This is a genomic window from Nocardia arizonensis (assembly GCF_001310275.1).
In the GTDB taxonomy this organism is placed as follows: Bacteria; Actinomycetota; Actinomycetes; order Mycobacteriales; family Mycobacteriaceae; genus Nocardia; species Nocardia arizonensis.
This window is the reverse complement of record NZ_LGYZ01000131.1, coordinates 1-25,455: the sequence shown is the minus strand read 5'-3', so window position 1 is coordinate 25,455 and position 25,455 is coordinate 1. Positions and strand designations below refer to the sequence as shown.

Annotated in this window: 28 protein-coding genes and 1 riboswitch; of the genes, 16 read left to right on the top strand and 12 right to left on the bottom strand. The window is 68.1% G+C overall.

The features are described from left to right. Positions 1-159: 159 nt before the first annotated feature. From APZ21_RS30360 to APZ21_RS30330, 7 genes are all read left to right on the top strand, one after another. Positions 160-759: a cupin domain-containing protein gene (locus APZ21_RS30360; RefSeq protein WP_082393572.1), complete on the top strand. Its 600-nt coding sequence runs from the start codon at positions 160-162 to the stop codon at positions 757-759. Further along, a complete protein-coding gene (locus tag APZ21_RS30355) occupies positions 756-1,187 on the top strand; it encodes a rhodanese-like domain-containing protein (protein ID WP_174553592.1) in 432 nt (143 codons plus the stop codon). Before APZ21_RS30360 ends, APZ21_RS30355 begins: the two co-directional genes overlap by 4 nt. A gap of 322 nt (positions 1,188-1,509) precedes the next feature. After that, complete coding sequence (lysS, locus tag APZ21_RS30350) at positions 1,510-2,976, top strand: lysine--tRNA ligase (RefSeq protein ID WP_054816721.1); 1,467 nt, start codon at positions 1,510-1,512, stop codon at positions 2,974-2,976. Positions 2,977-3,091: 115 nt separating this feature from the next. Next, positions 3,092-3,451 carry a histone-like nucleoid-structuring protein Lsr2 gene (locus APZ21_RS30345; RefSeq protein ID WP_054816720.1) on the top strand — a complete coding sequence of 120 codons (360 nt, stop codon included), beginning with the start codon at positions 3,092-3,094 and terminating at the stop codon, positions 3,449-3,451. Between the two features lie 264 nt (positions 3,452-3,715). Then, the gene (locus APZ21_RS30340) at positions 3,716-4,276 is read left to right on the top strand and encodes an FHA domain-containing protein (RefSeq protein ID WP_082393580.1); all 561 of its coding nucleotides are present in this window, start codon (positions 3,716-3,718) and stop codon (positions 4,274-4,276) included. 142 nt (positions 4,277-4,418) lie between these two features. Next, positions 4,419-5,060 (top strand): anthrone oxygenase family protein, encoded by a 642-nt coding sequence (locus tag APZ21_RS30335; protein WP_082393571.1) that lies wholly within the window; start codon positions 4,419-4,421, stop codon positions 5,058-5,060. A gap of 375 nt (positions 5,061-5,435) precedes the next feature. Continuing rightward, on the top strand, positions 5,436-7,991 hold the full coding sequence (locus APZ21_RS30330; protein ID WP_054816718.1) for an ATP-dependent Clp protease ATP-binding subunit: 2,556 nt from the start codon (positions 5,436-5,438) through the stop codon (positions 7,989-7,991). A gap of 58 nt (positions 7,992-8,049) precedes the next feature. Here the strand turns inward: APZ21_RS30330 and APZ21_RS30325 are convergent, their stop codons facing one another. Both APZ21_RS30325 and APZ21_RS30320 read right to left on the bottom strand, forming a co-directional pair. Next, the gene (locus APZ21_RS30325; protein WP_063125132.1) at positions 8,050-8,508 is read right to left on the bottom strand and encodes a DUF1877 family protein; all 459 of its coding nucleotides are present in this window, start codon (positions 8,506-8,508) and stop codon (positions 8,050-8,052) included. A gap of 14 nt (positions 8,509-8,522) precedes the next feature. Then, positions 8,523-9,518, bottom strand: a complete 996-nt coding sequence (locus APZ21_RS30320; RefSeq protein ID WP_054816770.1) for a helix-turn-helix transcriptional regulator — start codon at positions 9,516-9,518, stop codon at positions 8,523-8,525. A gap of 97 nt (positions 9,519-9,615) precedes the next feature. Here APZ21_RS30320 and APZ21_RS30315 point away from each other — a divergent pair, with 97 nt between their 5' ends. Both APZ21_RS30315 and APZ21_RS30310 read left to right on the top strand, forming a co-directional pair. After that, complete coding sequence (locus tag APZ21_RS30315) at positions 9,616-10,182, top strand: DinB family protein (RefSeq protein WP_204249183.1); 567 nt, start codon at positions 9,616-9,618, stop codon at positions 10,180-10,182. A gap of 274 nt (positions 10,183-10,456) precedes the next feature. Next, positions 10,457-11,062, top strand: coding sequence for a vWA domain-containing protein (locus APZ21_RS30310; RefSeq protein ID WP_307587714.1), 606 nt, complete (start codon positions 10,457-10,459; stop codon positions 11,060-11,062). Positions 11,063-11,143: 81 nt separating this feature from the next. Here APZ21_RS30310 and APZ21_RS30305 read toward each other — a convergent pair whose 3' ends face one another. The 3 genes from APZ21_RS30305 to APZ21_RS30295 are packed head-to-tail and all read right to left on the bottom strand — an operon-like array spanning position 11,144 to position 13,782. After that, positions 11,144-11,767: an LLM class flavin-dependent oxidoreductase gene (locus tag APZ21_RS30305; protein ID WP_054816715.1), complete on the bottom strand. Its 624-nt coding sequence runs from the start codon at positions 11,765-11,767 to the stop codon at positions 11,144-11,146. A gap of 42 nt (positions 11,768-11,809) precedes the next feature. Continuing rightward, positions 11,810-12,472, bottom strand: a complete 663-nt coding sequence (locus APZ21_RS30300; protein ID WP_054816714.1) for a response regulator transcription factor — start codon at positions 12,470-12,472, stop codon at positions 11,810-11,812. After that, entirely contained in the window at positions 12,469-13,782 is a 1,314-nt protein-coding gene (locus tag APZ21_RS30295; protein WP_082393569.1) for a sensor histidine kinase, read from the bottom strand. The genes APZ21_RS30300 and APZ21_RS30295 overlap by 4 nt, the downstream gene beginning before the upstream one ends. A gap of 149 nt (positions 13,783-13,931) precedes the next feature. Here APZ21_RS30295 and APZ21_RS30290 point away from each other — a divergent pair, with 149 nt between their 5' ends. From APZ21_RS30290 to APZ21_RS30275, 4 genes are all read left to right on the top strand, one after another. Then, on the top strand, positions 13,932-14,831 hold the full coding sequence (locus APZ21_RS30290; protein ID WP_054816713.1) for an ABC transporter ATP-binding protein: 900 nt from the start codon (positions 13,932-13,934) through the stop codon (positions 14,829-14,831). Further along, entirely contained in the window at positions 14,831-15,679 is an 849-nt protein-coding gene (locus APZ21_RS30285) for an ABC-2 transporter permease (RefSeq protein ID WP_054816712.1), read from the top strand. Before APZ21_RS30290 ends, APZ21_RS30285 begins: the two co-directional genes overlap by 1 nt. A 135-nt stretch (positions 15,680-15,814) precedes the next feature. Beyond that, positions 15,815-16,270 (top strand): SRPBCC family protein, encoded by a 456-nt coding sequence (locus APZ21_RS30280; protein ID WP_054816711.1) that lies wholly within the window; start codon positions 15,815-15,817, stop codon positions 16,268-16,270. A gap of 55 nt (positions 16,271-16,325) precedes the next feature. Next, complete coding sequence (locus APZ21_RS30275; protein ID WP_054816710.1) at positions 16,326-16,766, top strand: OsmC family peroxiredoxin; 441 nt, start codon at positions 16,326-16,328, stop codon at positions 16,764-16,766. Positions 16,767-16,838: 72 nt separating this feature from the next. Here APZ21_RS30275 and APZ21_RS30270 read toward each other — a convergent pair whose 3' ends face one another. The 3 genes from APZ21_RS30270 to APZ21_RS30260 all read right to left on the bottom strand — a co-directional run bounded on the left by APZ21_RS30270 (position 16,839) and on the right by APZ21_RS30260 (position 18,396). Continuing rightward, on the bottom strand, positions 16,839-17,621 hold the full coding sequence (locus APZ21_RS30270; protein WP_054816709.1) for a CbtA family protein: 783 nt from the start codon (positions 17,619-17,621) through the stop codon (positions 16,839-16,841). Beyond that, on the bottom strand, positions 17,612-17,809 hold the full coding sequence (locus tag APZ21_RS30265) for a CbtB domain-containing protein (protein ID WP_054816708.1): 198 nt from the start codon (positions 17,807-17,809) through the stop codon (positions 17,612-17,614). Before APZ21_RS30265 ends, APZ21_RS30270 begins: the two co-directional genes overlap by 10 nt. A gap of 27 nt (positions 17,810-17,836) precedes the next feature. Next, a riboswitch (cobalamin riboswitch) is annotated at positions 17,837-17,987 on the bottom strand. 91 nt (positions 17,988-18,078) lie between these two features. After that, the gene (locus tag APZ21_RS30260; RefSeq protein WP_054816707.1) at positions 18,079-18,396 is read right to left on the bottom strand and encodes an antibiotic biosynthesis monooxygenase family protein; all 318 of its coding nucleotides are present in this window, start codon (positions 18,394-18,396) and stop codon (positions 18,079-18,081) included. A 117-nt stretch (positions 18,397-18,513) separates the two neighbouring features. On the opposite strand from APZ21_RS30260, the gene APZ21_RS30255 reads away from it, so the two are divergent. Further along, entirely contained in the window at positions 18,514-19,260 is a 747-nt protein-coding gene (locus APZ21_RS30255) for an alpha/beta fold hydrolase (RefSeq protein ID WP_054816706.1), read from the top strand. Between the two features lie 4 nt (positions 19,261-19,264). On the opposite strand, the gene APZ21_RS30250 is transcribed toward APZ21_RS30255, so the two are convergent. Continuing rightward, positions 19,265-20,197, bottom strand: a complete 933-nt coding sequence (locus APZ21_RS30250; protein ID WP_054816705.1) for an HhH-GPD family protein — start codon at positions 20,195-20,197, stop codon at positions 19,265-19,267. 99 nt (positions 20,198-20,296) lie between these two features. Between APZ21_RS30250 and APZ21_RS30245 the strand changes: the two genes are divergently transcribed. Together APZ21_RS30245 and APZ21_RS30240 are read left to right on the top strand one after the other, a co-directional pair. After that, positions 20,297-20,920: a carbonic anhydrase gene (locus APZ21_RS30245; protein WP_054816767.1), complete on the top strand. Its 624-nt coding sequence runs from the start codon at positions 20,297-20,299 to the stop codon at positions 20,918-20,920. Between the two features lie 102 nt (positions 20,921-21,022). Continuing rightward, a complete protein-coding gene (locus APZ21_RS30240; protein WP_054816704.1) occupies positions 21,023-21,685 on the top strand; it encodes a hypothetical protein in 663 nt (220 codons plus the stop codon). A gap of 12 nt (positions 21,686-21,697) precedes the next feature. Here the strand turns inward: APZ21_RS30240 and disA are convergent, their stop codons facing one another. The 3 genes from disA to APZ21_RS30225 all read right to left on the bottom strand — a co-directional run bounded on the left by disA (position 21,698) and on the right by APZ21_RS30225 (position 25,100). Beyond that, positions 21,698-22,807 (bottom strand): DNA integrity scanning diadenylate cyclase DisA, encoded by a 1,110-nt coding sequence (gene disA / locus APZ21_RS30235; RefSeq protein WP_476739089.1) that lies wholly within the window; start codon positions 22,805-22,807, stop codon positions 21,698-21,700. A gap of 23 nt (positions 22,808-22,830) precedes the next feature. Further along, positions 22,831-24,219: a DNA repair protein RadA gene (radA, locus tag APZ21_RS30230; protein ID WP_082393568.1), complete on the bottom strand. Its 1,389-nt coding sequence runs from the start codon at positions 24,217-24,219 to the stop codon at positions 22,831-22,833. Positions 24,220-24,416: 197 nt separating this feature from the next. Further along, positions 24,417-25,100 (bottom strand): copper chaperone PCu(A)C domain-containing protein, encoded by a 684-nt coding sequence (locus tag APZ21_RS30225; RefSeq protein ID WP_239476908.1) that lies wholly within the window; start codon positions 25,098-25,100, stop codon positions 24,417-24,419. Positions 25,101-25,455 lie beyond the last annotated feature (355 nt).

Here is a 25,455-nt window from a genome sequence, read left to right as displayed (position 1 = left end):
ACTTTCCGGCGGACTGTCCTCGGCCGCCGCGGTGCTGCTATGCTCACTGCCGTGTCTACCCGTGTGAGCACCCAGGAGTGTTGTCGAGGCCGATAGTGCCTCGATCGTTCGAGGCCGTCTACCGTCCTCGACCGTCGACACGAACCTGGAGATGCGCTCATGCGTTCTTCCGTCCTTTCCCTCACGTCCGCGCGTAGGTCCCTTTCGGCCGTCCCGCCGCTGGACCGCGCCGTCGTGCCCGCTCTGCCGACCCGCCTGCGGCCCGCCGACCTGCTGCGACTCACCGACGAGGGCGCCGAGGACGTGCTCGCGGGCCGTTACGACCATCTGCTGCCCGCCGCGGGCATCTGGCCCACCGAGCAACGCTGGGCGACCCGGCTGCTGACCGATGACGAGGTCGATATCTGGCTCATCAGCTGGACGCCGGACAAGTCCACCGAACTGCACGACCACGCGGGTTCGCTGGGCGCGCTCACCGTGCTCAGCGGCGCGCTCTCGGAATTCCGCTGGACCGGCACGGAATTGCGCGGCCGCGCCCTGACCGCGGGCGATCAGGCTTCGTTCCCGATCGGCTGGGTGCACGACGTGATGCGCGCGCCCGCCGTCACCGAATCCGCGGGTCCGCTCGATCCGACGCTGAGCGTGCACGCCTATTCACCGCCTCTGACGGCCATGTCCTACTACGAGGTGACCGGGCACGGCACCTTGCGACGCACCCGAACCGTTCTCACCGATCAGCCCGAAGGTGATATGCAATGAGCCGCCTGACCATCGATCAGATGCTCGACAACGCGCGCGCCCGACTGAATCGCGTCTATGCCTTCGATGTGCCGCGCGCGCTGGCCCGCGGCGCGATTCTGGTCGACATCCGGCCGCAGGCCCAGCGTGATCGCGAGGGCACCCTGCCCGGCGCCCTGGTGATCGAACGCAATGTGCTGGAATGGCGGCTCGATCCGACCAGTTCGGCGCGATTGGCCTGCGCCACCGATCACGATGTCGAATGGATCATCCTGTGCTCGGAGGGCTATACCTCCAGTCTCGCCGCGGCCTCGCTCCAGGAACTCGGATTGCACCGGGCGACGGATCTGGTGGGCGGATATCAGGCTTTGAAGGCGGCCGGACTGCTGACCGTCGGAATCCGCGCGGCACACTTCACCCGCGAGGTCGCCGCACTCGCCGCCCTCTAATCGAACCGGTCGCCCGGGGCGTCGAAGGCGAAGGGGACACAATAGATTTCGTGGCGCGTCGGGTTATTCGGACCGTTCGGCGCGGGTTGTTTCGCACCCGTACTCGCCCGCCGAGCCGATCCGGATCGGCTATCGACCAGCACAGTGCGGGCGGCGCGCAATACGATTTCCGGTGCCCGCTAGGGTAGTTGGTTGTGAGTGAGCGTAGCGAGCGATCCATGGACGCGGCAGCATTGCTCGCGACCCCGCCGAACACGAGTGCGGTGCGGCCGTGAGTACCCCGCGGAACCCGTCGTCTCCCGGTGACGACGTACCGGAGCAGATGCGCATTCGTCGTGACAAGCGCGAACGGCTGCTGGAATCCGGTGTCGAGCCATATCCGGTCCTCGTGCCGCGCACCCATACTCTCGCCGAAATTCGGACCGCCCATCCCGATCTGCCCGCTGATACCAACACCGGCGAGGTGGTCGGCGTCGCGGGGCGCGTGATATTCCTGCGTAATACCGGCAAGTTGTGTTTCGCGACTCTCCAGGAAGGCGACGGAACCAAACTCCAGGCGATGATCAGCCTCAACGGCGTCGGCGCGGACGCGCTCGCGGCCTGGAAGGCCGATGTCGACCTCGGTGACTTCGTGTTCGTACACGGCGAGGTCATCGCCTCGCGTAGCGGTGAATTGAGCGTCATGGCCGATTCCTGGTCCATGTCGGCCAAGGCGCTGCGGCCGCTGCCGGTGGCGCACAAGGAGATGAACGAGGAATCGCGGGTCCGCCAGCGCTACGTGGATCTGGTCGTGCGTCCCGAGGCCAGGGCGATGGCCCGCAGCAGGGTCGCGGTGGTGCGCGCCATGCGGGCGGCGCTGGAGCGGCGCGGCTTCCTCGAGGTCGAGACCCCGATGTTGCAGACCCTGCCCGGCGGCGCCGCGGCCAGGCCGTTCGTCACCCATTCCAATGCACTGGACATGGACCTCTACCTGCGTATCGCGCCGGAGTTGTTCCTCAAGCGCTGCGTGGTCGGCGGCCTGGAGAAGGTCTTCGAGATCAACCGCAACTTCCGTAACGAAGGCGCCGACTCGACGCATTCACCGGAGTTCGCGATGCTGGAAACCTACGAGGCGTACGGCACCTATGACGACTCGGCGCGGATGACCCGGGAATTGGTGCAGGAAGTCGCGCAGGAGGCGTTCGGCACCCAGGTGGTGACCCTCGCCGACGGCACCGAATACGATCTTCGCGGCGAGTGGACGACGGTCGAGATGTACCCGTCGCTGTCCGACGCGCTGGGTGTCGAAGTCACTACGGAAACGACGGTCGCGGAATTGCGCGCACTCGCCGATCGGGTAGGACTCGAAATTCCCGAAGGCAAGGGCTATGGCCACGGCAAACTGGTCGAGGAACTCTGGGAGCATCAGTACGCAGACAAGTTGTATGCTCCGACTTTCGTTCGGGACTTCCCGGTGGAGACTTCTCCGCTCACCAGACAGCATCGCAGCAAGCGCGGAGTTACCGAGAAGTGGGATCTCTACGTTCGTGGCTTCGAGTTGGCAACGGGCTATTCGGAGTTGGTCGATCCGGTGATCCAGCGCGCGCGGTTCGTCGATCAGGCGCGGCTCGCCGCGGCCGGTGACGACGAGGCTATGGTGCTCGACGAGGACTTCCTCGCCGCGATGGAGCACGGCATGCCGCCGACTACCGGAACCGGTATGGGAATCGACCGGTTGTTGATGGCACTGACGGGATTGGGAATCCGGGAAACGATACTGTTCCCAATTGTGCGTCCGGTCACTCGCTGAGTGCTGGATTGCATAGCAGAAGTCCCGTCTTGGAATTTTTCGAATTCGAGGTATTCTTGCCTCGGGTAATCGGCCTAGTATGCGGGTCGCACGATTTCGAGAGGACGTTCATCTCATGGCAAAGAAGGTCACCGTTAGCCTGATCGACGATGTCGACGGTGAGTCCATCGCGGACGAGACCATCGAGTTCGCGATCGATGGTGTTTCGTACGAGATCGATCTGTCGACGGCTAATGCGTCGAAGCTGCGTGACGAGTTGGAACAGTGGGTTTCGAGCGCGCGGCGGGTCAGCGGCCGTCGTCGCGTCAAGGCCGCGGCAGGCGCCGCGGCGAGCCCGAAGAGCCGGGTTTCCATCGATCGGGAACAAAGCGCGGCAATTCGTGAGTGGGCGCGCCGGAATGGGCACAAGGTTTCCGCTCGTGGCCGTATCTCCGCCGACATCACCGACGCTTACAACAAGGCCGCGAAGGGCTGACACTTATTCGGGCCGCCGTTCGGGCGAATCGTGCGACGCCCGGACGGCGGTCGTGTTTGTGATAGGTCACCGACATGACCGGGCGTCTGTGGTGCGGTTGGGTGGTCAGCGTCGGCGGTTGGCGGTTGGTGGCGGAAGGCGGCACCATGGACCCGTGGATACGACGTCACTGGCGGTATGGAGAGATGAGGTATCGGCACAGTGACCGGATTCGTCGGATCATTCCTGCGCTTCACCGATGACACGGGACGGCAGCAGGAGTTCATGCTCACCCCCGAGCGGCAGCGCATCACCATCGGCCGTTCCCCCCAGGCCGATCTGACCCTCGGCTGGGATGCCGAGGTCTCCCGCCTGCACGCCGCGGTGGAATACCTCGGCGCGCACTGGACCATCGTCGACGACGGGCTGTCCCGCAACGGCACCTTCGTCAACGGTGAGCGACTGGTCGGTCGGCACCGGCTCATGGCGGGCGACGCGATCCGTGTCGGCACCTCCCTGGTCTCATTTCACGATTTCGGCGGCGCAGCCGAGGACGTCACCCGCGCGGCGACCGGGTCGATTCCCACCATGCGTTCGCTCACCGAAACCCAGCGTTCGGTCCTGATCGCGCTGTGCAGGCCGTACAAGAACGGTGCCGGATTCGCGACACCCGCGTCCAATCAGCAGATCGCGGAGGAATTGTTCCTCAGCGTCGACGCGATCAAGACCCATCTTCGCGCGTTGTTCGCCAAGTTCGGGGTCGAGAGTCTGCCCCAGAATCAGAAGCGGGTGCGGTTGGCCTTTCTGGCCATGCAGAGCGGCATCATCTCCGACCGCGACCTGTGAGGCAGTGCGGACGATGCCGCGAGGACGATGCCTCAAGTAGGTGAGCGTCTCGGCTATGTGGCCCGGGTGCGGAAACCGGTTGACTCGAATCATCGAGCCGGACCGGAAATGCGGACCGGGTTATCCGAGGCAGGAGAAAGATATGCTCGCGCTCCGTATCACCGCACTCGTCGCGGCCACCCTGGCGACCGGTCTGGTCGCGGGGGTCTTCTACGCCTACGCGATCTCGGTCATGCCCGCGCTCGCGCGCACCGACGACCGCGTCCTGATCGAGGTCATGCAGAAGGTCAACGTGGTCATCGTCAATCCGTGGTTCATGATCGGATTCATCGGCGCCGTCGTCTTCTCCATCGCGGCGGCGGCGCTGCATACGGGCCACGACCACCGCGGCATCCTGGTGTGGATCGGGATCGGATCGGCGCTCAACGTGATCGCCTTCGGTGTCACGGTCGCGCTGAACGTACCGTTGAACGATCAACTCGCGGCCGCGGGCGATCCGGCGGGCATGATCGACCCGGCGGCGGTCCGGGCCGATTACGAATCCGCTTGGGTCCGTTGGAACATCGTCCGGGCGGTCCTGCACACCCTGGCCTTCGTCGTGCTCTGCGGCGCACTGTTCGCGACGGGCGTACAGCACGGTCGAGGTGGCGCCGCCGCGGCCGTGGCAGGTGCGGTAGGCCGGTCGCAGTCGGTCGACGGCGGGTTCGTCGCGGCGAATCGACCACCGTTCGCGGTGGCCGATCGGGCGGCCGGACCGCATGCCCCCGCCGGCGGGCGCGGGTGAGGACGGAGAAATATCCCACATTCGGCGAAATTCGGCCGCACCGGTCCTGACGTCGGCGATACCGCGTGGCGACCGCGGTGTTTGTCCGCGATGATGGGGTACAGGTCGATATGGGGCGGCGACGCGGTGTTCGCTGTAGGCAAAACCTCCGCGGAAACGAAACCCGCGATGGTCACGTTATGAGTGAATGACCGTGCTGTCGCCGCTCACCAATAGGGTGGACTGGAGGCGGCCCGAACCCCCGCCAACTAGAGTAGAGGCGGGGGCCGCAACCCCCGGGCTTCATGGCAGGCTGACGACCACAGGTTGGACCAGGTTGGACACAGCACTGAAGCGTCGGACGCCAGAAGGCTTGAGCAGGAGAGTGAGGGAGCGATGTTCGAGAGGTTCACCGACCGCGCGAGGCGTGTCGTTGTCCTGGCCCAAGAAGAGGCCCGGATGCTCAACCACAACTACATCGGCACCGAGCACATCCTGCTTGGGTTGATCCACGAGGGCGAGGGTGTCGCGGCCAAGTCGCTGGAATCCCTCGGTATTTCGCTGGAGGGTGTGCGCAGCCAGGTCGAGGAGATCATCGGCCAGGGGCAGCAGGCCCCGTCAGGACATATCCCCTTCACCCCGCGCGCCAAGAAGGTGCTTGAGCTGAGCCTGCGCGAGGCGCTGCAACTCGGCCACAACTACATCGGCACCGAGCACATCCTGCTCGGTCTGATCCGCGAGGGTGAGGGCGTCGCGGCCCAGGTGCTGGTCAAACTGGGCGCCGACCTCAACCGGGTGCGTCAGCAGGTGATCCAGCTGCTGTCCGGATACCAGGGCAAGGAGCCCGTGGAGTCGGGATCGCGCGGTGAGGCGGGCACCCCGTCCACCTCGCTGGTGCTCGACCAGTTCGGCCGCAACCTCACCCAGGCCGCGCTCGAGGGCAAGCTGGACCCGGTCATCGGCCGCTCGAAGGAGATCGAGCGCGTCATGCAGGTCCTCAGCCGCCGCACCAAGAACAACCCGGTGCTGATCGGCGAGCCCGGCGTCGGCAAGACCGCGGTGGTCGAGGGTCTGGCCCAGGCCATCGTCAACGGCGAGGTCCCCGAGACCCTCAAGGACAAGCAGCTCTACACCCTCGACCTCGGTTCGCTGGTCGCGGGCAGCCGCTACCGCGGTGACTTCGAGGAACGCCTGAAGAAGGTGCTCAAGGAGATCAACACCCGCGGCGACATCATCCTGTTCATCGACGAGCTGCACACGCTGGTCGGTGCGGGCGCGGCCGAGGGCGCTATCGACGCGGCCTCCATCCTGAAGCCGAAGCTGGCGCGCGGCGAGCTCCAGACCATCGGCGCCACCACCCTCGACGAATACCGCAAATACATCGAGAAGGACGCCGCTCTCGAGCGCCGCTTCCAGCCGGTGCAGGTGGGCGAGCCGACCGTCGAGCACACCATCAACATCCTCAAGGGTCTGCGCGACCGCTACGAGGCACACCACCGGGTCTCCATCACCGATGGCGCGCTGGTCGCCGCCGCCACCCTGGCCGACCGCTACATCAACGACCGGTTCCTGCCGGACAAGGCGATCGACCTCATCGACGAGGCGGGCGCTCGCATGCGCATCCGTCGCATGACCGCTCCGCCGGACCTGCGCGAATTCGACGACAAGATCGCCGACGCGCGCCGGGAGAAGGAATCCGCGATCGACGCGCAGGACTTCGAGAAGGCCGCGCGGCTGCGCGACAAGGAGAAGCAGCTCGTCGCCAAGCGGGCCGAGCGCGAGAAGCAGTGGCGTTCGGGTGACCTGGACGTCGTGGCCGAGGTCGACGACGAGCAGATCGCGGAGGTGCTGGCCAACTGGACCGGTATTCCGGTGTTCAAGCTCACCGAGGAGGAGACCACCCGTCTGCTCCGCATGGAGGACGAGCTGCACAAGCGGATCATCGGCCAGGAGGACGCCGTCAAGGCCGTTTCGAAGGCGATCCGCCGCACCCGCGCCGGTCTGAAGGACCCGAAGCGTCCGTCCGGCTCGTTCATCTTCGCCGGTCCGTCCGGTGTCGGTAAGACCGAGCTGTCCAAGGCGCTGGCGAACTTCCTCTTCGGCGACGACGACGCGCTCATCCAGATCGACATGGGCGAGTTCCACGACCGCTTCACCGCCTCCCGCCTGTTCGGCGCGCCTCCCGGCTATGTCGGCTACGAGGAGGGCGGCCAGCTCACCGAGAAGGTGCGGCGCAAGCCGTTCTCGGTCGTGCTGTTCGACGAGATCGAGAAGGCGCACCAGGAGATCTACAACACCCTGTTGCAGGTGCTCGAGGACGGCCGCCTCACCGACGGCCAGGGCCGCACCGTGGACTTCAAGAACACCGTGCTGATCTTCACCTCGAACCTCGGCACCTCGGATATCTCGAAGGCCGTCGGACTCGGCTTCTCGCAGTCCAATAGCGAGGGCTCGAACTACGAGCGGATGAAGCTCAAGGTCAACGACGAGCTGAAGAAGCACTTCCGGCCCGAGTTCCTCAACCGCATCGATGACGTCATCGTCTTCCACCAGCTCACCACCGAGCAGATCGTCCAGATGGTGGATCTGATGATCGGACGTGTCGAGAAGCAGTTGAAGAACAAGGACATGGCGCTGGAGCTGTCCGATCGCGGCAAGGCGCTGCTGGCCAAGCGCGGATTCGATCCGGTGCTCGGTGCTCGGCCGCTGCGTCGCACGATCCAGCGTGAGATCGAGGATCAGCTCTCGGAGAAGATCCTCTTCGGCGAGATCGGTCCCGGACAGACCGTCTATGTCGATGTCGAGGGCTGGGACGGCGAAGGCTCCAGTGAGGACGCCAAGTTCACCTTCACCGGTAAGACGAAGCTGACCAAGGCCGCCGCCGAGGAGACGCCCGAGGTCGTGCTGACCGGCGCGGGTGAAGGCCCGGCCGAGGCCGCCGCCGGCGAGTAGTCCACCGCGAAGGCCCACCTCCCGGGGAAGGTGGGCCTTCGTCGTGTCTCGGGGCGGTTCAGCCCCAGCTCATGAGGGCCGCGCGCCTCTTCTCGGCGGTATCCATGAAGAATTCTCGCAGGTCACGGTAGTAGTTGAGGACGTAGTCCTTGGCCCAATCGCTTTCCCAGATCTCCGGGTACACGTCCTCGTCGAGCATGCGTTTGGGGTTGTACCAGCCGCGCAGGTCCGCGAACGGCATCGGCGTCACGACCGCGGCGGCCTCGGCGATGTCCTCGACGCTCCATCCCGACAGCGTGCCGTCCTCGCCCAGGGACGCACCGTCCGCGAACAGGTCGATGCCCATGCCCGCGGCGCGCATGAGATACCGGATGCCGTCCCACGACTTGTCCAGATACAGGTATGCGAAACCCGGGCGCTGGTGCGCGCCCGCGAGTTCCCGTGCGGTGTCGGTATCCGCGATCGCCGCCGTCATCTCCTCCGCCGTGACGGCGGTGAAGCCCATGACCATTCCCATAGCCGGGGACCGTATCAGCGGTCCCCGACATGCGTAACGTTTCCGCCCCGGTCCGCGGCGGTCGCACAGCGGTCCGCGAGCCGTGCGAAGGCGGCGCGTAGTTCCTCCGGTCCCACAACCTCGATGTCGGCGTCGTAGCCGCAGAGCATGGCAGCCAGACCGGCCCACGACCAGGAGCCGAGGATGAGGCGACAGCGATCCGGGCCCAATTCCTCCACCAGCCCGTCGCGAGTGTAGGTGGACACGACCGAGGCCGGGCGGTGCAGTATCACCTCGCCGCGGCACGGCCACCGGCCCCCGCCCTGGAATTTGTCGGCGATGAAGGCGGCGACGTCACCGCCCGGGAGTTCACGCGGAACGAAACGGGGGCCGGTGGGAATGCGCGGGGTGATGCGGTCGGCGCGGAAGGTGCGCCAGTCGGCGCGGTCCAGATCCCAGGCCACCAGATACCAGCGGCCTGCCCAGGTCACCAGGTGATGCGGTTCCACCCGCCGGGGCGGGGCCGGATCGGCCTGGTCGCGCCCGGGTGCGGCGTAGTCGAAGCGCAGGACTTCGCGGGCGTGGGCGGCGGTCCCCATCGCCAGCAGGACGCCGCTGTCGACGCGCGGTCGCGCACCCGCGGCCGGGTCGACCGGGGTGACCCGCACCGTGTCGATGCGGTTGCGCAGCCGCGCGGGCATGACCTGCCGGATCGTGTTGAGCGCGCGCATCGCGGCCTCCTCGATACCCGCGCCGCTGGTGGTGGCGATGCGCAGCGCGACCGCGAGCGCGACGGCCTGTTCGTCGTCGAACAGCAGCGGCGGCAGTTCCGCGCCCGCGTCGAGCCGGTATCCGCCGTCGGGCCCCTTCACCGCGGCGATCGGATAGCCGAGTTCGCGCAGCCGATCCACGTCGCGGCGCACCGTGCGCACGCTGACGTCGAGTCGTTCGGCCAGCAGCGTGCCCGGCCAATCCCGGCGGGCCTGGAGTAGCGACAGCAGGGCGAGCAGGCGCGCGGAAGTTTTCGGCATGAATTCGATTGTCCCCTCGATAGCGGACACTTCCTGTCCGCTACTACTGCGATCGTAATCGCGTACCGAACGAAGACAGCACCGAAAGGAATCCATCGTGACCGCACCGACCGTGCTCGATGCCGAACGCGCCGACCTCCTCGCCGAACTGGCCGAGGCCCGCGCCGCCCTGATCCGCACCGCGCAGGGCCTCACCGACGAGCAGCTCGGCGAAACCCCCACCGTGAGCGCGCTGTGCCTCGGCGGATTGCTCAAGCACGTCGCGAGCACCGAGGAGGCGTGGATGCGCTTCGTGGTCCATGGCCCCGACGCCATGAGTTTCGCCCTGCCCGACGGGGTCACCTGGGAGGACTTCATGAACGGCACCGCCGCCGAGTATCCGCAGTGGGCCATCGACCGCCAGAACGATTTCCGCATGCTGCCCGGCGACACCCTGTCCGGCATTCTCGACCGCTACCACAGCGTCGCAGTCGAAACCGAACGCGTCATCGCGGCCGCCCCCGACCTCTCGGCCACCCATCCCGTCCCCGACGCCCCCTGGAACGAACCCGGCTCCGTCCGCAGCATCCGTCGAGTCCTCGTCCACGTCATCGCCGAGACCACCCAGCACGCCGGCCATGCCGAAATCATCCGCGAAACCATCGACGGGCAGACCGCGACGTAGCGGGCACCGGCCGCGCCCGACCTCCGGCGTTCCCCGAAAGGCAAGTCGGAGTCGGTGGCCGGTGGTCGGCCGAATCCGAAGGGCTGTCGGACGCGGGTAGACGATACGGTTTCGGCCGTTTCGATCGCACCGGAGAACAGCGGGCGGGCGTCGCCCGGCAGACGCGCGGGCGGGCGTACGGTGGAGAGGGTTCGAAGGACCGACAGACGCGGGGTCGACCATGACGAATCCTGATCTCACATTGATTGCCGTATTGCTGGACCGATCTGGGTCCATGCAGTCGATCAAGTCCGATACCGAGGGCGGGTTCGACGCCTATATCGAGGAGCAGCGGAAGCTGCCCAAAACCATTCAGGTCACGCTGGCGCAATTCGATACCGAATACGAGTGCGTGTACGCGAATCGGCCGATCGGTGAGGTGCCGCCGTTGCGGCTGGGGCCGCGGGGCGGGACGGCGCTGTACGACGCGGTGGGGCGGTTGGTGACCGATGTGGGTGCGGATCTGGCGGCGCGGCCGGAGCGGGAGCGGCCGGGAACGGTCATCGTGGTCGTGCTGACCGACGGCCACGAGAATTCCAGCAAGGAATGGTCGCACGAAGCGGTGCGGGCGCTGATCACCCAGCAGCAGAACGTGTATTCCTGGGATTTCCTTTTCCTGGGCGCGAATATGGACGCGGTGCGAATCGGTTCGCAGATGGGTTTCGATCCGCGCCGGGCGATCACCTATACCGCCGCGCCGGAGGGTGTCGCGGGTGCGTTCCGCGCGGGCGCGGCCTATTCGGCACGCAGACAGACGGCACCGGCCGCGGTCTGGGACGCCGGGTTCTCCGACGCCGAACGCGCGGACGCCCAGCCGGGCAAGCCGCAGGAACGCGCGTAGCGAACCGAATCGGCGGCAACGGCCGGGCAGAGCGTCGATCGGGCAGACCGCCGACCGGGCAGACCAACCACAGCCACCGGATCAGGCCGCGGTACCGCAGCGATCCGGAATCGGCGCGAAATCCGCGGCCAGTTCGCCGGGCACGATGGCCTCATCGATCCCGTACTTCTCCCGCCGCGCGGCCAACACCTCCGCCGCGCTGTCGGCGTCGAGTAGGCCCGCCGCGCCGTCGGCGCGCAATCCGTCGGCGGACAGTCCGAGGTATTGGGCGACCCGGTACGGCAATCGGTCGCCCACGCCGACGAGTTGATGGCTGAACCGCAGGTCGCGGTCTGTGCTGTCGCGGGCGATGGCGACCATGTCGGCGAGGTCGCGTTCGGTGGCATGCGGTGCGGCGGCCAGTACGACGCGATCGGCGACCGCCGCCGCCGCGGCGAGCATGCGCGGTCCGGCGGCCGCGATCACGATCTCGGGAACCGGGTCGACCTCCGCGCGCACCGCCGCGACCGCCTCGAGCACCTGATCGCGCCGCCTGCTCGCCGAACCCCACGGCATGCCGAGCCGCGCGGCCTCACCCGCCGCATCGGGCCTGCCCGCGCCGAGTCCGAGCTCGAATCGTCCCGCCGAGACCAATTGCAGTGCCGCGACCTCGCGCACCAGCGCGGCGGGTGTCCGCAGCGGCGCGGCGAGGACATTCGGGCGCAACCGCAATGTGTCGGTGACGGCGGCCGCGCCGCCCGGAATTCGCTACTGCCAGCCCGGCCGGACCAGGCCCGACTCGTAGGCCATGACGACCAGTTGCGTGCGGTCGCGGGCGTCGAGTTTGGTGAGGATGCGGCTGACGTGCGTGCGCGCGGTCGCGGGGCTCATGAACAGTCGCGCTCCGATCTCGGCATTGGTGAGCCCCTCGGCCACCAGTGTCATGACCTCGCGTTCCCGGTCGGTGAGTTCGCCGAGGGTCGCGGGCGGCGGCTGTTTGGCGTGTGCGCTGAATTCGGCGATGAGCCGTCGCGTGACACCGGGCGACAGCAGCGCGTCGCCTTCGGCGACCACCCGCACCGCGCGCACGAGATCGGCCGGCTCGGTGTGTTTGACCAGGAATCCCGTGGCCCCAGCGCGCATGGCCTCGAAGACGTATTCGTCGAGTTCGAAGGTTGTCAGCACCACCACACGGACCCGCGCGAGCCGCGGGTCCTCGGCGATCATGCGGGTGGCGGCGAGTCCGTCGAGCAGCGGCATACGGATATCCATGAGCACCACGTCCGGGATGAGTCCACGGGTCATCCGCACGGCATGTTCGCCATTGTCGGCCTCGCCGACCACCTCGATACCGTCCTGTGCCTCGAGCAGCGCCACGAATCCGCCGCGCACCAGTGCCTGATCGTCGGCGACCAGCACCCGAATGCTCACCGCTGCTCCTGTGCCGCGGTCAGTTCCGCGACCGTGGCGGGGGCGTCGACCGGTGCGGTGACCCGGGTCGGCAGCCGCGCCGCGACCCGGAAACCGCCGCTTGGTCGCGGACCCGCAGTGAGCTGTCCGCCGAGGGCGTGCGCACGTTCCCGCATGCCGATGATGCCGTTGCGCCCGCCCGGACCGGCGGTGGAACGGCCGGTGGGGCGGGTGTTGTCGATGGTCAGGTCCACTGATTCGGGCGTGTAGCGCACGGTGACCGTTGCGCCCGCTCCCGGCGCGTGCCGGACCACGTTGGTCAGCGATTCCTGGATGATCCGCGCCGCGGCCACGTCGAGGACGCTGGGCAGTCCGACTGGGGTGCCGATGACCTTGGTGTCGACGGCCAATCCGGCCGCGCGGGGACGTTGCAGCAGTCCGTCGAGGTCATCGATGCTGGGGGCGGGGGCGCGCGGTGCGGGTGCGGTACGGGAACCGTCGCGCTGCTCCTCGCCGCGGCCGGATTCGGCGGAATCGGCCGCGGCGGCGGCATCCTCGGCGGATTCACCGGCCACGGCACCGGCGCGAATGGTGTTCAGCAGCGCGTGCACTTCGGCGAGGGCTTCCTTGCTCGCGGTCTTGATGGCCTCCAGCGCCGAGGCCGCCTGCTGCGGCTTCTTGTCGAACAGTTCCAAGGCCACCGACGACTGCACATTGATCAGCGAAAGGCTGTGTGCCAGAACGTCGTGCAGCTCGCGCGCGATGGCGAGCCGTTCCTCGCCCGCCCGCCGCTCCCGCTGGGCCTGCTCGTCACGCCGGGCGGCTTCGGCGCGCTGTCTGCGTGCTTCGAGCAGGGCCCGCCGCTGGCGGATACCCTCGGCCGCCGCGACGAGGACCACCAGCCAGGCCATGATGCCGAACTGCTGCCACACACCGGTGGGATGGCCGAGCAGCATGGGCAGCGGCCACACCATGAGCAGATAACCCAGCGGCACCAAAGGGTATGTCCGCCAACGTGATCCGACTATCGCGGCGGTGAGGAAAGCGACGACCAGGGACAGGAAGATCGGCCCGTAGCCGTATCCGCGGGCCAGGTAAAGGATCGCCGCGGCCAGCGCCACCAGCAGTACCGCCATCGGCGCGTGCCGCCGCGCCACCAACGCCACCGGCCCCGTCAGCAGCAACACGTATCCGAGCCAATCCAGCGACTGCACGCCGTGCTGTCCCAGATTCGCCCCGCGGCCCCCCGCCACCTGCACCACCGCGACCACGAGTGCGAGGCCGCAGTCCCATAGGACCGGGCCACGATTGGATATGTCAGGCGCTCTCACATCTGTGAGACTAGTCCGCCCGCTCGCCCCGATCCGCGCGATCGCGCGGCCTCGCCGACGGTGCCGAATCGGTCATAAGCCGCGCCGCGTACGCGCCGGATCGCCGCGCGACGGATGTGCCGCGGCCCGCGGCGGCGGATTCTCGGACCATGACCGATTCCATCGTGGTCACCTCGGGGTTGACCAAACGTTACGGCGATCAGATCGCCGTCGACGGCGTCGACATGTGTGTCGCGCCCGGCGAGATATACGGCTTCCTCGGCCCGAACGGGGCGGGGAAGACGACCACACTGCGCATGCTGGTCGGGTTGATCCGGCCGAGTTCCGGCAGCGCCCGCGTCCTCGGCCGCGCACCGGGCGATCCGGCGGCGCTGCGTCGACTCGGCGTGCTCATCGAAGGACCCGGCTTCTACCCGTATCTGTCCGGCCGCGACAACCTGCGCGTTCTCGCGCGCTACCGCGGTCTGGCCGACACCGAGGTCGAGCGGGCGCTGGAGCGCGTTGGCCTCGCCGACCGCGCCACCGACCGGTTCCGCGCCTACTCCCTCGGCATGAAGCAGCGCCTCGGCGTCGGCGCCGCCCTGCTCGGCCATCCCGACCTGCTGATACTGGACGAACCAACCAACGGCCTCGACCCGGCGGGCATGGCCGAGATGCGTGATTTGGTGACCGACCTGGCCGCCGACGGGCACACCGTCGTGCTGTCGAGTCATATGCTCGGCGAGGTACAGCAGATCTGCGACCGCGTCGGGGTGATCGCGAACGGACGGCTGCTCACCGAGTCGACGGTGGGCGAACTGCGCGGCGCGTCCTCGCTGCTGCTGCGCGCCGAACCGCTGGCCTCGGCGTACGCCGCGACGGTTCGGGTCGTGGGGGAGCGGGCCGCGCTGCTGACCGCGGACGGAGTCCGCATCGACGCCGACGCCGCCGTCGCGCCCGAGGTGGCGCGGGCGGTACTCGACGCGGGCGCGGATCTGCTGGAATTGCGGGTCCGGGAGCGTTCGCTGGAGGAAGTGTTCTTCGAGATGACGCGGCAGGGGGCGGCGTGATGCGATATCTGACCGACAGCCTGCGGGCCGAGGCCCTGCGATTGCGCGCGTGGCCCGCGTACTGGATCATCCTCGGCACCTGGATCCTGTTGAACCTCACCTTCTCCTATCTGTTCAACTATCTCGCCTACACCTCGGGCAAATCGAGTTCGACGTCCCGTAACGTGCCGAAAGACGTTCTGCTGCAACAGATGCTGCCCGACGCGGTGCCGGAGGTCTTCACCCAGGGCATGGCGATGTTCGGCGGGGCGCTGATGCTGATACTCGGAGCGCTGGTGCTCGGCAGCGGATACGGTTGGGGCACTTGGAAAACCGCGCTGACCCAGGGGCCGTCGCGCACGAACACGATCGGCGGGGCCTTGGTCGCCTTGGCGCTGACCGTGGTCGGTCTGGTCGCAGCGGCATTCGTGATCGATGTCGGGGTCGCCTCGCTCATCGCCTCGGCGCAATCGCAGTCGCTCGCCCTGCCGAGTATGTCCACGACCCTCACCGGAATCGGCACCGGCATCGCGATTCTCGGCATGTGGACGCTGGCGGGCGCGGCCATCGGCGGATTGGCCCGCGGTCCGGCGTTGGCCGTCGGACTCGGACTCGTCTGGGTCCTTGTGGTGGAGAACCTGTTACGTGGCGTCGCGGGCATCTGGGGGCCGATCTCGGTGGTCACCGACCACCTGCCGGGAACCGCCGCGGGATCGCTGACGGGAGCCATGCGCACGGTCACCGGACCCGCCACCCCCGGCGTCCTCGATATCCTGTCCCGCGGCGTCGCGCTCACCGTTCTCGGCGCGTATATCGCGGTATTCGTCGGCGTGACACTGTGGGCGATCCGGCGTCGCGATCTGCTCTGACACGGCCGGTGCGAAACCGTTGGCGTGGTTGCCGTCAGCGGTTTCTCCCCGATCGCCAGGCGATTTCGTCGACGATTGCCGAACGGCGCTCGCGGAATCAGCGGTGCGGCGGCGTAGTCCGGGTATTGTCCAGTCATGTCCGACCAGCCGATTCGCTTCCCGGATCTTTCCGAACGCCCGCACGAACTCGCCGTAGAGCACGTAATGTCCGCTTCGCCCGGATTACTCTATGCGGCACTCACGCAGGGGTTCGATATCTGGTTCGCCGCACCCGGTTCGGTGTTGATGAGGCCCGCCGTGAACGAGCCGTTCTTCTTCGAAACCGAACACGCGGGAATCCGATATCCCCATTACGGTCGATTCCTGCGCCTCGAGCCGGAGCGTCTGGTCCAGATGACCTGGGTCACCGGAGCCGACGGCACCGAGGGTGCCGAGACCGTGGTGACGATGGAACTGGTCAATCAACCGCGTGGCATCCGACTTCGCCTGCGCCACGAAGGATTTCCCAACGCGGAAGCCCGCGACCGGCATCTGGCCGCCTGGCCGCTGGTGCTCGAGCAGCTCGATAGCCGTACGAGCGCCACGAAGTGAGCCGGGCCGGTAGGTTCGTCCACGAACGGATCGAATCATCTGTGAAAGGACCGCAATGCCCACTCGTACCGCACGCACCGCTTGGACCGGTGGCCTCCAGGATGGCTCTGGACAGGTCGAACTGGCCAGCTCCGGCGTCGGAAAATACGACGTGTCGTTTCCGAAGCGTTCCGCCGACACCGCCGACGGCACCACCAGCCCCGAGGAGTTGATCGCGGCTGCCCACTCCTCCTGCTACGCGATGGCCCTCTCGGCGCAGATCGGTAATGCGGGCGGCACGCCCGAAAGCCTCGACGTGACCGCCGAGGTCACCCTCGGCCCCGACCCGGCGGGCGGCTTCCGCATCACCGGTATCGCCCTCACCGTCCGCGGCCGGGTCTCCGGTTTGGACGCCGACGGATTCGCGGCCGCCGCGGCCGCCGCCAAGGCGGGCTGTCCCGTGAGCAAGGCGCTCGCGGGCGTCGACGACATCACCCTCGACGCGGCACTGGTCTGAGACGAGACGCCGAACGAACGAGAAAGGCAGTGCCGCGCCGGTGGCGGGCACTGCCTTTCGTCGTGTCGCGGATCAGACCGCGGCGTGGGCTGCTTCCTCCCGCGCCGACGCGCCCGACCGCGCGGCGAAATCGGTGAGGAAGGCGAATCCCAGTCCGAGCGCCGCCCACAGCGTGGCGGTCTCGGCCATGGAGGCCACCCGGAACTGCCACAGCAGTGTCGCCGGGAAATCGGCCTTCACCTCGTCGACCCCCGGCAGCAGCAGGTAGCCGAGAGCGACGACCACCACGAAGGCGGCCACCCCGCCGATCCACCGCAGCGTCTCCAACCGGGCACCCACCAGCCGATAGGCGAGGACACCCGCGCCGACGGCGATCAGTCCGAGCGCCACCGCCGCCACCCACAACAGGGTGCGATCGTTGATGGTGTCGGGATCTCCCACGGCCGGTGGATTGGCCGGATATTTGAAGAACGGAACCGCGACGATCGCCAGCCAGCCGCCTGCGGCGAGAGCGATCGCCAGTATTGGACCGGACAGGGTGCTCACCCGGCGCGCGTAATGCGCGCCCGCGGCGAAGATCGCGCCGAAGGCCATACCCGCGAGGCCGAGGGCGAGGAACTGCCCCGCCTTCTGACCGCCCCGGCTGACCAGCGGCTCCTCTTCGTCACCGTGCGTGTGACCCGCCGCCTCGGCCGCGTGCCCCTCGTGCGCGGAGGCCGCCTCCTCGATGGCGATCGCGGCGTCGACCTTGGGCTCGCCGACGAAATAGCCCACCGTGGCGGCCAGCAGACCGGCGATCAGACCGGCGAGCAGGCCGCGCAACAACAGTGTCCCGAGCGATCCGGTCAGTGGCACGGAACACCGAGCAGGTGGCGTCCGTCGTGCATCAGCTCGTGCAGGAACATCCCGCTGCGCGAGATGGCGCCCTGATCGAAGCCGACCAGGTACAGCGTCAGCAGTGCGAGAAGTACGGCGCCTACCGTGACGAGAATGGTCGCGAGCGAATCGCTTGCGGCCCGGCTCGGTACATGTGCGATGGCCATTCGAGTCCTCCTGGGGATGCGCGTCCCGTCGAGCGGTGCGACGGTGCCGGTGTCTGGCTTTCCGGCACCGGGACCCGGTGCGAGGAATACAGTGGCGCGACCGCTCCGGAATCACACCGGATTACCGCGTCACCATCGCTTTTACATTCGAACTGTGACATCGGCGGGTACCCGCCGTCAACACGCGACCGCCCGCCGCCCCGTGCCGTGGGGCGCGTCATCCGGCGAGTCCGATCACCGCGACCCGCCGGATCTGCCGCGTCACCTCGTCAGGAGTCGGACTTGGCCGCCACGTCGAGGACGACCTCGAATTCCAGCAACGAAGCACCGGTCGACACCGGCTTCTGCTCGCCGCTGCCCGCATGCGCCTGCCGTGCGGGACCATCCCGCCAGGCCGCGAAGGATTCCTCGGAATCCCACTGGGTGACGACGAAATACCGGTTCTCACCCGCCACCGGGCGCAGCAGCTGGAAACCTTGGAAACCGGGCGAGCCTTCGACGGCGTGGGCGCGGTGGGCGAACCGCTTCTCCAGTTCGGGGCCCGCGCCCTCGGGGATTTCGATCGCATTGATCTTCACAACAGCCATGACTCGAGCTTAGGAGCTGTTGGCGAGACGGTCGCGAACCGGGCGCTCGTAAGACTCGCTCCGTGGTTGTCGGCCGGGATGTGTCCGCGCTTGTTGTGTGGCGGCAGAATCGGATGGGTGTTACACGACGAAGGTGGTTCGGGGGCGCCGATTCTTCTGCTGCACGGCTTGATGGGGAGTGCGCGGACGTGGGGCGGGCATCTGTCCTGGCTGCGGTCGTTCGGGCGGGTATACACCTATGACGCGCCGGGGCACGGTCGTCCGGCGCCCGCGGAGCTCACCACCGAGGCGTTCGTGGACGCGCTCGCGGCGGCGACCGAGCGCGTCACCGGGCCGATGGTGATCATCGGTCACTCGATGGGCGGGCTGCACGGGTGGGTTTTCGCCGCGCGGCACCCGGAGCGGGTGCGGGCGCTGGTGGTCGAGGACATCGCGCCCGACTTCCGCGGTCGGACGGCGGCGAATTGGGCGGCGATGATCGAGGCATGGCCGCAGCCGTTCGCGGACGACCGGGCGGTTCTGGACTTCTTCGGGCCGGTCGCCGGTCGATACTTTCTCGACTCCTTCGAGCGCGCCGATGACGGGTATCGACTGCACGGGTCCGTCTCGACGTTTCGCGACATCTCCGAGGAATGGGGGACTCGGGATTTCTGGTCGCAGTGGCGCCGGGTCAGCGCCCCGGTTCTGCTGATCGAGGGTGAGCACACCATTACGCCGCCGGGGCAGATGCGGGAGATGGCCGCCGTGCAACCGGGGGCCGACTATGTCCGTATACAGGACGCGGGGCATCTGGTGCACGACGATCAGCCGGAGCTCTACCGCGCCGCGGTCGAGGCGTTCCTGCGGCGCGTATCGGTGGACTGAGCGGTCAGTCTCGCGCCCCGCCCTCACCCGCCAGGGCGAACAGGCCGTCGGCGGTCTGTTCCACCAGCCCGTCGACCAGTAGCGAGTCCAGTGCGCGGTCGCGTTGGCCGGGGTCGCGGGTCCAGGCCAGGTCGAGGCGGACTCGTTCGACCGGGCCGGTGGCTGCGCGCAGTACGTCGAGGAGTCGGCCGCGTGCCTGGCGGTCGGTGCCCTCGTATTTCTGGGTGCGGCGGATGGAGCGGCCCACCGGGCGTCCGGCGTCCACCCAAGCGCAGCGGGGCAGCGGGCAGCCCGCGCAGTCGGGGTTGCGCGCCGTGCAGACCGTCGCGCCGAGTTCCATGAGGGCCGCGGAGAACACGGCCGCGTGGTCGACCCGCTCGGGCAGCAGCGCCTCGGTTTCGGGCAGGTCGCGGCCGGAGGGATTGCCTGCCTCGGCACGTCCGTGCACGGCGCGGGCCACCACCCGGCGAACATTGGTGTCCACCACGGGGACGCGCTGTCCGTAGGCGAAGCAGGCCACCGCACGCGCGGTGTACGCGCCGATGCCGGGCAACCCGAGCAGCACGTCCACCTCGGCGGGTACGGCGTCGCCGTATTCGGTGGCCAGGACCCGCGCGCATTCGTGCAGCCGCAGCGCCCTGCGCGGATAGCCGAGTTTGCCCCAGGCGCGCAGGACCTCGGCGGGTGCGGCGGCGGCCATCGCCGAGGGCACCGGCCAACGCGCGACCCATTCGCGCCAGATGGGTTCGACCCGCACGACGGGGGTCTGCTGGAGCATGATCTCGCTCATCAGGATCTGCCACGCGGTGACACCCGGACGCCGCCACGGCAGATCCCGCGCGGTGTCGCCGTACCAGGCCAGCAAAATCTCGGCGTCGATGGAATCCGGTCCGATCCCGCCATCCCCGGCGCCGATGCGGCTTGTGATAGGTCCCATGGTCCTCACCGCCGGTAGTCCGCACCGGCCAGTCGATATTTGCCGACCCGTAACGCACCTGATTCGCCGGTACAAGTTCCCTTCGGCACAATGGACGACATGCCTGACACCAACCCGATCGGCGCCTGGAAGTCTCTCCGCGAGGGCAACGAGCGCTTTGTCAACGGCACGCTGCAGCATCCTAGCCAGGGTGCCGCCGACCGGGCCAAACTGGTCAGCGGCCAATATCCGTCCGCGATCCTGTTCGGCTGCGGCGATTCCCGGGTGGCCGCCGAATTGATCTTCGACCAGGGCCTCGGCGACATGTTCGTCGTGCGCACCGCCGGTCACGTGGTCGACAGTTCGGTACTCGGCTCCATCGAATACGGCGTGCAGGTGCTGAACGTGCCGCTGATCGTGGTGCTCGGCCACGACAGCTGCGGCGCGGTCAAGGCCACCATCGACGCGCTCGACGGCGGCGAGGTACCGGGCGGATTCATCCGCAGCGTGGTCGAGCGGGTCGCCCCGTCCATCCTGATCGGCCGCCGCGAGGGTCTGTCGACCGTCGACGAGATGGAAGCCAGGCATGTCGTGGAGACCAGCCGACTGCTCATGCAGCGGTCGATGATCATCTCCCAGCGCGTGGCGACCGGCGAATGCGCCATCGCGTGCGTGACCTACACCCTCGCCGACGGCCGGGTGAAACTGCACCGCGTGGTCGGCAATATCGGCGAGACCGTCTAGACCCGTCGCGGCGGGCCGGATCGGTCGGCGCGAGTGCCGTCGACGGCCCGACACGCCGAGGTCCTGAGTCGCGTTACCGTCCCGTGCCCTTAACGTTGAAGCGTGCTGGAACCGACTGGACCGCTGCCACCGGAGATCTACTGGCGTCGTCGTGTTTTCGCCATTGGAGCGCTGGTGGTAGTGCTGGCGGTGGTGATCTGGCTGGTCGTGATGGTCGCGCGCGGCGGCGATTCCCCCGGCGAGGCCACCGCCGCGGGCACGACGACATCGACGGTCAAGAAGTCCGGTGAGGCCACCCCGGCCAAGGCGTCGGGCACCTCGGAACCGCCGCGCGGCAGCACCGCCGGCGCGCCGACCACGGCCGCGGCGGCGGCCCAGTGCCCCGATCAGTCGCTGGCGGTGAAGGTCACCGTCGAACAGCCCACCTACAAGTCGGGCGAGCAGCCGGTCTTCGGCATCGTCATCACGAATATCTCGTCGGTGGCCTGCTCGCGCGACGTCGGTTCGGGATTACAGCAGATCTCGGTGTTCTCGCTCGACGGCCAGCGCAGGCTGTGGGCCAGCACCGACTGCTACCCCGACGGCCAGCCAGATATCCGCACCCTCAACCGCGGCGAGCAGGCGGCGTTCCAGGTCACCTGGTCCGGGTCGACATCCCAGCCCAACTGCGCAGGCTCCCGCGTGCCGGTGCCCGCGGGCGCGTATTCGGTGGTCGCCCAGCTCGGTTCGGTGCGCAGCGCCGCCGAACCGTTCAATATCGCCTGAACGGTTCGATACTCAGCCGAACGGGCTGTCGAGTCCGGCCTCGGCCACTCGCGACAACCCCTCCCGGATCCGCAGCGCTCGCGCCGGACCGATACCCGCGACGCCCTGGAGATCGGTGACCGTGGCGGCCAGCAGACCTGGCAGGTCGCCGAACGAGCCGACCAGCGCTTCGATCCGGTCGAATTGCAGGCGCGGGATACGGGTGAGCAGCCGGTAGCCGCGCGGGCGCACGGGTTCGTCCAGCGCCTCGATGGTGGCCGGGTATCCGAGCGGTTCGCCGAGACCGGTCAGGTCGAGCAGATCCGAATCCGACAGCGCGTCCAGCCGTTCCATACAGCGATCCACCGCCCCCGCGGTCGGCGCGGCGCGCAGATAGTCGCGGACCAGCAGTTCCCGCAGCCACGCGCTGTCGCCGACCAACTCCTCCAATTGCAGTGCCAGTTGGCGTCCGTCGGTGCCGAGTTCGAGAACGTCGCGATCGATCTCCTCGGCGATACGCCGCACCATCTCCAGCCGCTGCACGACCGTGAGCGCGTCGCGCAACGCGACGAAATCGGCGATCTCGGCGTCGGAGAGCTGACGGCAGACCTCATCGAGCCGCGACTTGTAGCGCTCCAAGGTGCCGAGCGCCTGATCCGCCCGCGCCAATATCGTGGACGAGGGCTGGATGACATGGCGCGACCCGCGCACGTAGACGGTCACCAGACTCATGGACTCGCTCACCGAGATCACCGGGTGGCCGGTCTGCGCGGCGGTCCGCTCGGCCGCCTTGTGCCGGGTGCCGGTCTCCGCGGTCGGCAGCGCCGGATCGGGGACAAGATGCACATTGGCGCGCACGATCCGCGCGCCGTCCGCCGACAGCACCACCGCGCCGTCCATTTTCGCGAGTTCGCGCAGCCGGGTCGGCGCGAATTCCACGTTCAACTCGAAACCGCCGTCGCAGATGCTTTCGACGGATTCGTCATAGCCGAGGACGATCAATGCGCCGGTGCGTCCGCGCAGAATTCGTTCGATACCGTCGCGCAATTCGGTGCCGGGCGCCGAACGAACGATGGTGTCGCGCAATGCCGCCGACTCGGTCGCGGGCACGGTGCGGCGCGCGGGCGCCTGTTTGCCGAGCAGATAGCCCGCCAATCGCCCGGATATCACTGTTCGGCCCCCCGTCTGCCCCGTAGGCCGCTCAACCGCAGCGCACCGCGCAGATCACTCACCTCGTGAATCTGCATGCCCCCGCCTTTCATCCGTTCCGAACCCGGCGGCACCACCGCGTTCGTGAAACCGAGCCGCTGCGCCTCCGCCAGGCGGCGCGACAGCCCCGTGACCTTGCGCACCTCACCGGCGAGCCCGACCTCGCCGAGCACGATCCAGCCCGCGGGCAGCGCGGTATCGGACTCGGCGCTGGCGATGGCCAAGGCGATGGCCAGATCCGCCGCGGGTTCGACCAGCCGCATCCCGCCCACGGTGGCAGCGTAGACGTCGTGTTTACCGAGGAAGACGCGGCCACGGCTCTGGAGGACGGCGAGCACCATCGCCACCCGGTTGTAGTCGAGTCCGCTCACCGCGCGCCGCGGGGCCGGGATCTCGGTCTTCACCGTGAGCCCCTGCACCTCGCCGACCAGCGGGCGTTTACCGTCCATCGCGACCGTCACCGCGGTACCCGGCACCGAATCGGTACGGTGGTGCAGGAAAAGCCCCGAAGGGTCGTCCACCCCCGCGATCCCGTCCTCGTGCAATTCGAAGCAGCCGACCTCGTCCGCGCTGCCGAACCGGTTCTTGATGCCGCGCACCATGCGCAGCGTGGAATTCTTGTCCCCCTCGAACTGCAACACCACGTCCACCAAATGCTCCAGCGTCCGCGGGCCTGCCACATTGCCGTCCTTGGTGACATGTCCGACCAGCAGGACCGCCACGCCACTGGCCTTGGCCAGCGAGGTCAGCGCCGCCGTCACCGCGCGCACCTGCGTCACGCCGCCGATGACACCGTCCACGTCCGGGGCGAGCATCGTCTGGACCGAATCGACCACCAGCAGGGTCGGGCGTACCTGCTCGACGTGTCCGAGCAGCACCGAAAGGTCCGATTCGGCGGCCAGATACACCCGCTCGTGCACCGCGCCCGTCCGGTCCGCCCGCAGTCGGACCTGCCCCGCGGACTCCTCGGCCGTCACGTACAGCGATTTCTCGCCCGCCTGATTCGCCCAGCGGTAGGCGACCTCGAGTAGGAGCGTCGACTTGCCGACCCCGGGCTCACCCGAGAGCAGTACCACCGAACCCGGGACAACTCCGCCGCCGAGTACCCGGTCCAGCTCCGACACGCCCGTGGGGCGCGCCCGGGTTATCTGTGAATCGATGGTGGAGATCGGTGCCGCGGCGGTGCTGGGGAGCATGGCCCGGCGGGCCGGGGCACCCGCAGGCGTGGCTGCCCGCGCGATCTCGTCGACCGTGCCCCACGCGCCGCAATCCGGGCATTTGCCTACCCATTTCGCGACCTCGTGGGAGCAGGCGGAGCACCGGAAGATCGGCTTGGATTTGGCCACAGAAGCACCTTATGGGGAGGTTGTGTCTGTCGCGCCATCCGATGCCTCGACCTGGACCGGCTCGGGAAGCGGATTCGGTGGCTCGGGGCGGTGCACAGCGCTGTACCGCTACGCCGGACCGAGGTACGCGAATGTGGGTGCCTGCCCGGGAAACCCGTTGGTTCGGCCGGGCGAGGCACCTTGTGGCAGGGGTGGGGTCAGTGGCCGCCGGTGGAGCCGTGGCCCGCGCCCTCTGCCGCGGCGGGGCCGGACTTGTCGGATTCGTGGCGCTCGGTGGCGACGCCCGCGTCGACCGGAACCTCGAGCTTGACTGGGCCGTTGCGCTCGAAGTTGAACAGCACGGTGTAGGTGAGGCCGGGGGTGATGTCGCGGGTGAGACCGGTGATCTCGATCTTGACCGGCTGCTTCTCCGGGTCGACGGCGGCCTTGGCGGTAGGGCTGGAGGATGCGCCGTGTGACTCGTCACCGTGTCCGGCGTCGGCCTTGGCCTCGGCGGTGGAGGACGCGGCCACCACCGTCTGCTGCGGGTCGATCGTGATGGCCGACTTTCCGGCGGCGGGGGTGAGCTTGACCTGCCCGAGGTCGGTGGTGACGCCGACCAGGGTGTCGTTCTTGGTCGCACTGGTATTGATGATCGAGAGGGCGAGCAGCGCGTTGCCGCCCTTGAGGTTGGTGTAGCCCTGCCCCGGGTAGACGATGTGGACGTTGCGGAGCGCGATCTTCTCGGCGTCGACGCTGTTGCCGTTCACGGCGGCGACCTGGTCGGCGGTCTGCGAGACCTGACCGGCGCTACAACCGGAAACGGCGATTGCCGCGCCCGCGGCCAGTGCGGCAACCGTCACCATGCGACGTCGCGTCCGCGCCCCCGAAGAGGCGGTCACAGCATTCAGGGCAGTCACGGGTTGTCCTCCATGTCGACCGGTCATACTCCGCTACAGAGAGTAGTAACTAGGCAGCGTAGTAGTCACCCGAACCACCCCACCCCGCGGGATGCCGTTTTGGAAGCCCTTCGCCCCCCCGCGCCCCTCGTGCGGAGCTCCGCCCCCCGATCGTGCCGAAGCCCCCCGCCGAGCCGAAGCTCCTCCCCGCGCCGGACCCCAATCCTGGAGTAGGCACCGCGTGATCCGATACACGGCTTCACGGAGGGGCCGGAAAATTCCCGCTCGATGTCGGTGAGTTCCCCGAGCCCCACCCGCACCACCCCCTCCCACCCGCACCTTCCACACCCACCCCAGC